This is a genomic window from Stutzerimonas sp. NM35, assembly GCF_054604355.1.
The window spans coordinates 4,201,072-4,212,600 of record NZ_CM137728.1 but is presented as its reverse complement, the minus strand read 5'-3'; the positions used below and the strand labels follow the sequence as shown (position 1 = coordinate 4,212,600).

General features: G+C 54.7%; 6 protein-coding genes, 2 tRNA genes and 3 rRNA genes. 4 read left to right on the top strand and 7 right to left on the bottom strand.

Translation table 11 applies throughout. The features are described 5' to 3' along the window. Window positions 1–35: 35 nt before the first annotated feature. Complete coding sequence (locus ACYCFC_RS19475) at window positions 36–1,367, top strand: IS4 family transposase (RefSeq protein WP_459652377.1); 1,332 nt, start codon at window positions 36–38, stop codon at window positions 1,365–1,367. 85 nt (window positions 1,368–1,452) lie between these two features. Here ACYCFC_RS19475 and rrf read toward each other — a convergent pair. The 5 genes from rrf to ACYCFC_RS19450 form a co-directional block, all read right to left on the bottom strand. Continuing rightward, window positions 1,453–1,568 (bottom strand): 5S ribosomal RNA (gene rrf, locus ACYCFC_RS19470). A gap of 168 nt (window positions 1,569–1,736) precedes the next feature. Beyond that, window positions 1,737–4,627 (bottom strand): 23S ribosomal RNA (locus ACYCFC_RS19465). A gap of 248 nt (window positions 4,628–4,875) precedes the next feature. Beyond that, window positions 4,876–4,951, bottom strand: a tRNA-Ala gene (locus ACYCFC_RS19460). Window positions 4,952–4,982: 31 nt separating this feature from the next. Next, window positions 4,983–5,059: transfer RNA gene (locus ACYCFC_RS19455), tRNA-Ile, on the bottom strand. Window positions 5,060–5,123: 64 nt separating this feature from the next. Further along, window positions 5,124–6,660: ribosomal RNA gene (locus ACYCFC_RS19450) — 16S ribosomal RNA — on the bottom strand. Together the 16S, 23S and 5S rRNA genes with 2 tRNA genes alongside form the textbook arrangement of a ribosomal RNA operon. A gap of 164 nt (window positions 6,661–6,824) precedes the next feature. Between ACYCFC_RS19450 and ACYCFC_RS19445 the strand changes: the two genes are divergently transcribed. Continuing rightward, a complete protein-coding gene (locus tag ACYCFC_RS19445; RefSeq protein WP_459652644.1) occupies window positions 6,825–7,106 on the top strand; it encodes a hypothetical protein in 282 nt (93 codons plus the stop codon). 130 nt (window positions 7,107–7,236) lie between these two features. On the opposite strand, the gene tyrS is transcribed toward ACYCFC_RS19445, so the two are convergent. Then, window positions 7,237–8,436 carry a tyrosine--tRNA ligase gene (gene tyrS, locus ACYCFC_RS19440; RefSeq protein WP_459654032.1) on the bottom strand — a complete coding sequence of 400 codons (1,200 nt, stop codon included), beginning with the start codon at window positions 8,434–8,436 and terminating at the stop codon, window positions 7,237–7,239. A gap of 175 nt (window positions 8,437–8,611) precedes the next feature. Between tyrS and ACYCFC_RS19435 the strand changes: the two genes are divergently transcribed. After that, on the top strand, window positions 8,612–10,015 hold the full coding sequence (locus ACYCFC_RS19435; protein WP_459652643.1) for a peptidoglycan DD-metalloendopeptidase family protein: 1,404 nt from the start codon (window positions 8,612–8,614) through the stop codon (window positions 10,013–10,015). A gap of 2 nt (window positions 10,016–10,017) precedes the next feature. Further along, window positions 10,018–11,109, top strand: coding sequence for an anhydro-N-acetylmuramic acid kinase (locus tag ACYCFC_RS19430; RefSeq protein ID WP_459652642.1), 1,092 nt, complete (start codon window positions 10,018–10,020; stop codon window positions 11,107–11,109). A gap of 51 nt (window positions 11,110–11,160) precedes the next feature. Here ACYCFC_RS19430 and erpA read toward each other — a convergent pair whose 3' ends face one another. Then, window positions 11,161–11,511 carry an iron-sulfur cluster insertion protein ErpA gene (gene erpA, locus ACYCFC_RS19425; RefSeq protein WP_181082914.1) on the bottom strand — a complete coding sequence of 117 codons (351 nt, stop codon included), beginning with the start codon at window positions 11,509–11,511 and terminating at the stop codon, window positions 11,161–11,163. Between the last annotated feature and the right edge of the window lie 18 nt (window positions 11,512–11,529).

Sequence of the window (11,529 nt, the reverse complement as noted above, 5' to 3'; positions counted from 1 at the left end):
AAAATCCGATGCTTGTTTTGAGCATCGGATTTTTTATGCGACTTTCCCGCGCTTTGGCACTGACTCACGAAGTGGCATCTGCTACTTACTCCCTTGACGAACTAGGGGCGCTGCTTGATCCAGACCTAGTTAGCACCGCACTGGAAACGGCGGGAGTGGCGACCCTGCGTAAGCGACGTCTCCCTCTTGAAGCCATGATCTGGTGCGTGATCGCCATGGCGTTGTTTCGCCGGATGTCGGCCTGGGATGCCGCGAGCCGTATGGGCATCATGCTGCCTGGGCAGAAGCCATTGGTAGCACCCAGTGCAATCGTGCAAGGTCGCCAGCGTTTGGGCAGCGCTGCGGTGCGAGAGGTCTTTTCCCTGACTCAACAACGCTGGCATGCCAGCGCCAATCACCCCACTTGGGCCGGTTTGCGCCTGCTCAGTGTCGATGGCGTGGTCTGGCGCACACCGGATACGGCCGACAACCGCAAGCACTATGGCAGCGCCAGTAATCAGCATGGCGATACCGGCTATCCCCAAGTTCGCATGGTCTGCCAGATGGAGCTGACCAGCCACATGCTGGTGAATAGTGCTTTTGCCGGCTACCACAGCAACGAGATGAAACTGGCCGAACAACTGATCGACAGCACACCCGATCACTCGCTGACCTTGTTCGACCGTGGCTTCTATTCACTGGGGTTACTTCATCGCTGGCAACAGACAGGCACTCAGCGCCATTGGTTACTGCCGCTGCGAAAGGATGCTCAATACGAGGTGCTGCGTAAGTTAGGGCGCCACGATGCCATCGTCTCACTAAAGACCTCGCCGCAGGCGCGTAAACAATGGCCCGACCTGCCAGACACGCTACAGGCTCGGTTATTAAGCAAGACCATCAAGGGCAAAGTGCGGCAGGTACTGACCTCAATGATCGATCCTCTGCGCTTCCCTCCAGACGAAATCGTGGATCTGTACAGCCAGCGTTGGGAAATCGAACTGGGCTATCGAGAAATGAAGCAAGGCATGCTCGCGGGTCACTACACACTGCGTAGTAAAACGCCGGAGATGATTGAACAAGAACTGTGGGGCGTACTACTGGGGTACAACCTGCTGCGTTATCAAATGCTGGAAATGAGTCGCCACTGCCCTGGCATCTACCCCTGCGAAATGAGTTTCACCGCTTGCACCTGGGCGATTCTGGGCTTCTTGAACGGGGTCTCTTTGAATCATCCAGGCAACATCCCTCGCTACCTGGCTGAACTACAGGCCTCAGCCATGCACTACGTCCTACCTCATCGTCGTGAGGATCGCAGTTATCCGCGAGCGGTCAAACCCAAGCCGTCCAAGTATCCGACCAGAAATAAAAATGCCAGTCAGCTTAACTGACTGGCATTAGCCCAGTGCTTCCTTTTTCTTTTGCGCAAAGACAAACCCCCGATCATCTTTCGATGGTCGGGGGTTTGGTGTAGAAGCTTGACGATGACCTACTCTCACATGGGGAGACCCCACACTACCATCGGCGATGCGTCGTTTCACTGCTGAGTTCGGGATGGGATCAGGTGGTTCCAACGCTCTATGGTCGTCAAGCAATTCGGTTGGGGAGTCGGTGTTGAGTCGCTTCCCCTAATTGGGCATGTGATGTGTTGTGTTGCGCTGTTGCTTTGTCTTGGTTCGCTTTGCGAGCGATGCGTCTTTTCGGTTTGTTTGTCGACTTCAACCGTCTGACACGCAAACATCAAATTGTTTGGGTGTTATATGGTCAAGCCTCACGGGCAATTAGTATGGGTTAGCTCAACGCCTCACAGCGCTTACACACCCCACCTATCAACGTCGTAGTCTTCGACGGCCCTTCAGGGAGCTCAAGGCTCCAGTGAGATCTCATCTTGAGGCAAGTTTCCCGCTTAGATGCTTTCAGCGGTTATCTCTTCCGAACATAGCTACCCGGCAATGCCACTGGCGTGACAACCGGAACACCAGAGGTTCGTCCACTCCGGTCCTCTCGTACTAGGAGCAGCCCCTCTCAAATCTCAAACGTCCACGGCAGATAGGGACCGAACTGTCTCACGACGTTCTAAACCCAGCTCGCGTACCACTTTAAATGGCGAACAGCCATACCCTTGGGACCGGCTTCAGCCCCAGGATGTGATGAGCCGACATCGAGGTGCCAAACACCGCCGTCGATATGAACTCTTGGGCGGTATCAGCCTGTTATCCCCGGAGTACCTTTTATCCGTTGAGCGATGGCCCTTCCATACAGAACCACCGGATCACTAAGACCTACTTTCGTACCTGCTCGACGTGTCTGTCTCGCAGTCAAGCGCGCTTTTGCCTTTATACTCTACGACCGATTTCCGACCGGTCTGAGCGCACCTTCGTACTCCTCCGTTACTCTTTAGGAGGAGACCGCCCCAGTCAAACTACCCACCATACACTGTCCTCGATCCGGATAACGGACCAGAGTTAGAACCTCAAAGTTGCCAGGGTGGTATTTCAAGGATGGCTCCACGCGAACTGGCGTCCACGCTTCAAAGCCTCCCACCTATCCTACACAAGCAAATTCAAAGTCCAGTGCAAAGCTATAGTAAAGGTTCACGGGGTCTTTCCGTCTAGCCGCGGATACACTGCATCTTCACAGCGATTTCAATTTCACTGAGTCTCGGGTGGAGACAGCGCCGCCATCGTTACGCCATTCGTGCAGGTCGGAACTTACCCGACAAGGAATTTCGCTACCTTAGGACCGTTATAGTTACGGCCGCCGTTTACCGGGGCTTCGATCAAGAGCTTCGCTTGCGCTAACCCCATCAATTAACCTTCCGGCACCGGGCAGGCGTCACACCCTATACGTCCACTTTCGTGTTTGCAGAGTGCTGTGTTTTTAATAAACAGTCGCAGCGGCCTGGTATCTTCGACCGGCATGGGCTTACGCAGTAAATGCTTCACCCTCACCGGCGCACCTTCTCCCGAAGTTACGGTGCCATTTTGCCTAGTTCCTTCACCCGAGTTCTCTCAAGCGCCTTGGTATTCTCTACCCAACCACCTGTGTCGGTTTGGGGTACGGTTCCTGATTACCTGAAGCTTAGAGGCTTTTCCTGGAAGCATGGCATCAACCACTTCGCTTTCTAAAAGAAAGCTCGTCATCAGTTCTCGGCATTAAGATCCCGGATTTACCTAAGATCTCTGCCTACCACCTTAAACTTGGACAACCAACGCCAAGCTGGCCTAGCCTTCTCCGTCCCCCCATCGCAGTAACCAGAAGTACGGGAATATTAACCCGTTTCCCATCGACTACGCTCTTCAGCCTCGCCTTAGGGACCGACTCACCCTGCGTCGATTAACGTTGCGCAGGAACCCTTGGTCTTTCGGCGTGCGAGTTTTTCACTCGCATTGTCGTTACTCATGTCAGCATTCGCACTTCTGATACCTCCAGCCAACTTCTCAATTGACCTTCACAGGCTTACAGAACGCTCCTCTACCGCTCATCTTACGATGAACCCGTAGCTTCGGTACCTGGTTTGAGCCCCGTTACATCTTCCGCGCAGGCCGACTCGACTAGTGAGCTATTACGCTTTCTTTAAAGGATGGCTGCTTCTAAGCCAACCTCCTAGCTGTCTGAGCCTTCCCACATCGTTTCCCACTTAACCAGGATTTTGGGACCTTAGCTGACGGTCTGGGTTGTTTCCCTTTTCACGACGGACGTTAGCACCCGCCGTGTGTCTCCCGTGCTGACACTTGCTGGTATTCGGAGTTTGCATCGGTTTGGTAAGTCGGGATGACCCCCTAGCCGAAACAGTGCTCTACCCCCAGCAGTGATACACGAGGCGCTACCTAAATAGCTTTCGAGGAGAACCAGCTATCTCCGAGCTTGATTAGCCTTTCACTCCGATCCACAGGTCATCCGCTAACTTTTCAACGGTAGTCGGTTCGGTCCTCCAGTCAGTGTTACCTAACCTTCAACCTGCCCATGGATAGATCGCCCGGTTTCGGGTCTATTCCCAGCGACTAGACGCCCTATTAAGACTCGCTTTCGCTACGCCTCCCCTATTCGGTTAAGCTCGCCACTGAAAATAAGTCGCTGACCCATTATACAAAAGGTACGCAGTCACCTAACAAAGTAGGCTCCCACTGCTTGTACGCATACGGTTTCAGGTTCTATTTCACTCCCCTCTCCGGGGTTCTTTTCGCCTTTCCCTCACGGTACTGGTTCACTATCGGTCAGTCAGTAGTATTTAGCCTTGGAGGATGGTCCCCCCATATTCAGACAAAGTTTCTCGTGCTCCGTCCTACTCGATTTCATGACTAAGAGATTTTCGCGTACAGGGCTATCACCCACTATGGCCGCACTTTCCAGAGCGTTCCGCTAATCTCAAAGCCACTTAAGGGCTAGTCCCCGTTCGCTCGCCACTACTAAGGGAATCTCGGTTGATTTCTTTTCCTCAGGGTACTTAGATGTTTCAGTTCCCCTGGTTCGCCTCACACACCTATGGATTCAGTGTGTGATAACCATCTTATGATGGCTGGGTTCCCCCATTCAGAGATCTCCGGATCAAAGTCTGTTTGCCGACTCCCCGAAGCTTTTCGCAGGCTACCACGTCTTTCATCGCCTCTGACTGCCAAGGCATCCACCGTATGCGCTTCTTCACTTGACCATATAACCCCAAGCAATCTGGTTACTGTCTATAACGTGAAGACGACATTCGCCGAAAATCCGCATTTCGCTCTCTCGAGCAACTCGCAAATTTTACCTTAGCCTGAACAACCACCAGTGAAAGTGATCACTCAGTCTATTTCTATCACATACCCAAATTTTTAAAGAACGATACTGGTAAAGACCAGAAATCAACATTCAACTGCCTACGCAGAAATGTTCATTTCTGAACCCTATCCCGACGAGTGGTGGTGGAGCCAAGCGGGATCGAACCGCTGACCTCCTGCGTGCAAGGCAGGCGCTCTCCCAGCTGAGCTATGGCCCCAATGTCTTGAAGCCTGCGCCCCACACAACATTGGTGGGTCTGGGCAGATTCGAACTGCCGACCTCACCCTTATCAGGGGTGCGCTCTAACCAACTGAGCTACAGACCCAATCGTCTTCGCAATGAATCAAGCAATTCGTGTGGGTACTTATGAAGAAGCTGATGTCTTCGATTAAGGAGGTGATCCAGCCGCAGGTTCCCCTACGGCTACCTTGTTACGACTTCACCCCAGTCATGAATCACTCCGTGGTAACCGTCCCCCCGAAGGTTAGACTAGCTACTTCTGGAGCAACCCACTCCCATGGTGTGACGGGCGGTGTGTACAAGGCCCGGGAACGTATTCACCGTGACATTCTGATTCACGATTACTAGCGATTCCGACTTCACGCAGTCGAGTTGCAGACTGCGATCCGGACTACGATCGGTTTTATGGGATTAGCTCCACCTCGCGGCTTGGCAACCCTTTGTACCGACCATTGTAGCACGTGTGTAGCCCAGGCCGTAAGGGCCATGATGACTTGACGTCATCCCCACCTTCCTCCGGTTTGTCACCGGCAGTCTCCTTAGAGTGCCCACCTTAACGTGCTGGTAACTAAGGACAAGGGTTGCGCTCGTTACGGGACTTAACCCAACATCTCACGACACGAGCTGACGACAGCCATGCAGCACCTGTGTCAGAGTTCCCGAAGGCACCTATCCATCTCTGGAAAGTTCTCTGCATGTCAAGGCCTGGTAAGGTTCTTCGCGTTGCTTCGAATTAAACCACATGCTCCACCGCTTGTGCGGGCCCCCGTCAATTCATTTGAGTTTTAACCTTGCGGCCGTACTCCCCAGGCGGTCAACTTAATGCGTTAGCTGCGCCACTAAGCTCTCAAGGAGCCCAACGGCTAGTTGACATCGTTTACGGCGTGGACTACCAGGGTATCTAATCCTGTTTGCTCCCCACGCTTTCGCACCTCAGTGTCAGTATTAGCCCAGGTGGTCGCCTTCGCCACTGGTGTTCCTTCCTATATCTACGCATTTCACCGCTACACAGGAAATTCCACCACCCTCTGCCATACTCTAGCTTGCCAGTTTTGAAAGCAGTTCCCAGGTTGAGCCCGGGGCTTTCACTTCCAACTTAACAAACCACCTACGCGCGCTTTACGCCCAGTAATTCCGATTAACGCTTGCACCCTTCGTATTACCGCGGCTGCTGGCACGAAGTTAGCCGGTGCTTATTCTGTCGGTAACGTCAAAACAGCAAGGTATTAACTTACTGCCCTTCCTCCCAACTTAAAGTGCTTTACAATCCGAAGACCTTCTTCACACACGCGGCATGGCTGGATCAGGCTTTCGCCCATTGTCCAATATTCCCCACTGCTGCCTCCCGTAGGAGTCTGGACCGTGTCTCAGTTCCAGTGTGACTGATCATCCTCTCAGACCAGTTACGGATCGCAGCCTTGGTGAGCTTTTACCTCACCAACAAGCTAATCCGACCTAGGCTCATCTGATAGCGCAAGGCCCGAAGGTCCCCTGCTTTCTCCCGTAGGACGTATGCGGTATTAGCGCCCGTTTCCGGACGTTATCCCCCACTACCAGGCAGATTCCTAGGCATTACTCACCCGTCCGCCGCTAAATCAGGGAGCAAGCTCCCCTCATCCGCTCGACTTGCATGTGTTAGGCCTGCCGCCAGCGTTCAATCTGAGCCATGATCAAACTCTTCAGTTCAATACTGCTTGGGTTTTGAGAAAACCCTAAACTTGGCTCAGCAATCGCAATCTCTTCTTAAGAAAACTCAAGAAGAGCACTCAATGATTTCTCGTTGAGTACATTGTGATGCTGATAATCTTGCTGACTACCAGTCTTACCTCACAAGCACCCACACGAATTGCTTGATTCAGTTGTTAAAGAGCGTTTCGATCAAGCCTTTCGTCTCAACCGAGGCCGCGCATTCTACAGCAGCCTTGTATCTCGTCAAGCTGTTTTTGAAGAATTTTTCTTTCTTCTCAACCGCTTATGCTGTCGATCGACTCAGCGTCTCTCGTCAGCGGGAGGCGAATTCTACAGCGTTCAAAACCGCTGTCAACCACCTCTTTCAACCGCTTGCGATCGAACCGACCGAAGCACCAACAGGACTCAACCACCGCCCTGTCAGCCCGGCGCATTCTACTTGAATTTGCCGTCCGTGCAAGCCCTTATTTTTAGCTAACTTCTTGATTTACAAGAGGTTTTACCAAGGGCCTGCGCCGGAGAAGGTGCGCATTATAGGCCCACAGAACGAGCCGTCAACGAGTTTTTGAGGATTTATTCCGCCAGCAGCGAAATACGGCCAAAAGCCTTCTTGCCAGCCTGGCAGACGTGGGTCGATCCAATCCTGAAAACAAAGGCGCGATCCACTACTTCTCCATCTACCCGCACGCCACCAGAGCCAAGCAGATCTCGCGCCATAGCGGCATTCTTGACCAGCCCCGCCCGATTCAACACCGAGGCTATCGGCATATCCTCCACGGAGCGCAACTCGATATCAGGAATGTCCTCTGGCAGCTCGCCTTCTTTCATTCTATTGCCTGCCGAACGATGCGCCGCCGCCGCCGCTTCCTCGCCATGGAAGCGCGCGACAATTTCCTCGGCCAGCTTGATCTTGATATCGCGCGGATTGGCACCGCCCTGCACGTCCGCCTTGAAGGACTCGATCTCCTCCAGACTGCGGAAGCTGAGCAACTCAAAATAGCGCCACATCAGAGCATCCGGAATCGACACCAGCTTGCCGTACATGACACCAGGCGCTTCCTGGATGCCCACGTAATTACCCAGAGACTTGGACATCTTCTTGACGCCATCCAGCCCCTCAAGAAGCGGCATGGTCACGATGCACTGGGATTCCTGCCCGTAGGAGCGTTGCAACTCCCGCCCCATCAGCAGGTTGAATTTCTGATCCGTTCCGCCCAGCTCGACATCAGCCTTCAGCGCAACCGAGTCATAACCCTGAACCAACGGATAGAGAAACTCGTGTATCGCAATCGGCTGGCTGGACGCATAACGCTTGCTGAAGTCGTCGCGCTCCAGCATGCGGGCGACGGTGTACTGCGAGGCCAGACGAATGAAATCCGACGGCTTCAGCTGATCCATCCAGGTGGAATTGAAAGCCACCTCGGTCTTGGCCGGATCGAGGATCTTGAACACCTGAGCCTTATAGGTTTCGGCATTCTCCAGCACCTGCTCACGGGTCAGGGGTGGGCGAGTCGCGCTTTTGCCACTCGGATCACCAATCATCCCGGTGAAATCACCTATAAGGAAGATCACCTGATGTCCCAGATCCTGAAGCTGACGGAGCTTGTTGATGAGTACCGTATGGCCCAAGTGAAGATCAGGAGCTGTCGGGTCAAACCCGGCCTTGATTCGCAGCGGCAGCCCCCGCTCCAGTTTCGAGACCAGTTCCGCCTCAACGAGCACCTCATCAGCGCCCCGCCTGATCACCGACAACTGCTCTTGAACCGACTTCATTGGAGGCCCCGCACCGAGAAATAAAAGGGCGTCAACCTTACAAGATCGACCAAAAATTACAACGTCGCAGCATGCGGGACAGTGACAGCTCCTGCATTTCAAGGGTTGCCTCGACAGCACTTTGCTTATATTTTAGGCAGATATTTTTCCTGTACAAAAAATCGCCAGACATCCAATGACCCATTCAAAATCGAAAGCACCTTACTACCCGAAGAGCCATCTCCTGGCTGCAAGCGGTGTAGCTGCGCTTCTGAGCCTGGCACTGCTGGTGTTCCCATCACGTGAAGTCGAGGCGAAGAAAACCTTTCTCGACCTCAGACTGGATGCCGCTAGCGAGCTGGCACCCGTGGAAGCAGAGCCTTCATCAAGCATCAGCACCGCTGATAGCCCATTCGTACAAATAGAGTCCCCTGAACCGCAAACAGCCAGCGAAGCCCTGCAAGACGAAGTCGAGGAAGCTCAGGCCGATATCAATCCTCTGCTGAAGGAAGTCATAGTCGCCAATGGCGACACCTTGTCGACCGTCTTCGCCAAGGTCGGCCTGCCTCAGTCCACCGTTCATGATGTCCTGGCAAGCAGCAAGGAAGCGAAGCAGCTTACCCGTCTGCGAATCGGCCAACGCCTGGAGTTCGAGATGGATGAACAGGGCGGACTTGCGCGTTTGAGCAGCCCGATAAACAGACTGGAAAGTCTGCAGCTGGAAAAAGCCGATAGCGGTTATGTCTTCAAGAAAGAACAGCTCAAGCCGGACGTCACCACGACCTATGCCTACGGACAAATCGAAAGCAGCCTCTTCCTCGCGGCCAAGCGTGCAGGTTTGAGTCACAACCTGACGATGGATCTTGCGAATGTTTTTGGATACGACATCGACTTTGCTCTGGACATCCGCAAAGGCGACACTTTCGAAGTCGTCTATGAGGAAAAGACCATTGAAGGCGAACGAGTAGGCACAGGCAATATTCTTGCCGCTCGCTTCACCAACCGCGGCAAAAGCTATACAGCCGTTCGCTACACCAACAAGCAGGGCAACACCAGCTACTACACCGCTGACGGGACCAGCATGCGCAAGGCATTCATCCGCACCCCCGTCGACTTTGCCCGCATCAGCTCGCGCTTCTCCAACGGTCGCAAGCATCCGATCCTGAACAAGATCCGCGCCCACAAAGGTGTGGACTATGCAGCCCCGCACGGCACGCCGATCAAAAGTGCAGGTGACGGCAAGGTCGTTCTGGCAGGCCGCAAAGGTGGCTACGGCAACACCGTGATCATTCAGCATGGCAACCGCTATCGCACGCTGTACGCGCACATGCAGGGTTTCGCCAAGGGCGTGAGAAACGGCTCGCAGGTCAAGCAGGGACAGATCATCGGCTACATCGGCACCACAGGCCTTTCAACCGGCCCGCACCTGCATTATGAATTTCAGGTAGATGGCGTCCATGTCGATCCACTTGGCCTGAAGTTGCCCATGGCCGATCCGATTGCCAACAATGAAAAGCAGCGCTTTCTTCAGCAGAGTCAGCCCCTGATGGCGCAGATGGACAAAGAGCGCGCAACCATGCTGGCCATGCAGACTCAATAGCAATGGCGATGTATGTCGGCATCATGTCCGGCACCAGCCTCGACGGGCTGGACTTCGCCCTGATCGAGCACGACGACCATACCAGGCTGCTCGCCACTCACTACGAACCCATGCCGGAACAGCTGAAACAGGACCTGCTCGAACTCTGCTCGACAGGTCCCGACGAGCTGGCACGCGCGGCAATCGCTGAACAGGCCTGGGCCAGACTGGCTGGCCGCGGTTTGCTCAGGCTTCTGCAGCAGGCGCAAGTCTCGCCCAAGGCGGTTCGGGCCATCGGTAGCCATGGGCAAACGGTAAGACACGAGCCCCAGCGCGGCTTCACCATTCAGATAGGCAACCCCGCACTGCTGGCAGAGCTGAGTGGAATAAGCGTGGTTGCAGACTTTCGTCGGCGCGACGTAGCCGCAGGCGGCCAGGGCGCGCCACTGGTGCCGGCCTTTCATGAAGTGATATTCGGCGACGCCGAACACGCCAGGGCGGTGCTCAATGTCGGTGGATTCAGCAACCTCAGCCTGCTCCAGCCCGGACAGGCGGCCCGAGGTTTCGATTGCGGACCTGGCAATGTACTGCTGGATGCCTGGATTCAACGCCATCAGGGAAACGCCTATGACCCGAACGGCACATGGGCCGCCAGTGGCGAGGTAAGCCCCCCTCTTCTTCAGGCCTTTCTAGACGATCCCTTCTTCTCGACCCAAGGCCCCAAAAGTACGGGCCGGGAGCTGTTCAACCTGGTCTGGCTGGACGCCCATCTGTCAGATTTTCCTGACCTGCCCGCCCAGGATGTTCAGGCCACGCTGCTTGAACTGACCGCGATCAGCATCTGCGAAGCGTTGCAAAAAAGCCAACCGGGAACGAAGGATGTGCTGGTTTGCGGAGGCGGCGCGCATAACGCCACACTGATGCACAGGCTGCAGGCACTTCTCCCGAATTGCCAGGTAAGCAGCACAGCCCGCTTCGGGATAGAGCCCGACTGGATCGAGGCCATGGCATTCGCCTGGCTGGCGCACTGCTGCCTGGAAGGCATCACCGCCAACCGACCGAACGTTACAGGAGCTCAAGGGTTGCGGGTACTGGGCGCGGTCTACCCGGCCTGACAGCCCAAACGCAAACGCCGCGCATAGCGCGGCGTTCATCGATAGAGCCGATCAGATGGAGAACGAAGACCCGCAGCCACAGGTGGTGGTGGCATTGGGATTCTTGATCACGAAGCGCGAGCCTTCCAGCCCTTCCTGATAGTCGACCTCCGCCCCGGCCAGGTACTGGTAGCTCATGGCATCTACCACCAGGCTGACACCTTCTCGTTCGATGATGGTGTCGTCTTCGGCCAGGTCTTCATCGAAGGTGAAGCCGTACTGGAACCCGGAGCAGCCGCCGCCGGTGACAAAGACGCGCAATTTCAGACGCGGATTACCTTCTTCCTCGACCAGGCTCTTCACCTTGCTCGCAGCATCCTGACTGAACTGGATGGCGGTGGGCGTGAAGGATTCGACACTCATTTGGTTCTCCTGGCGCAA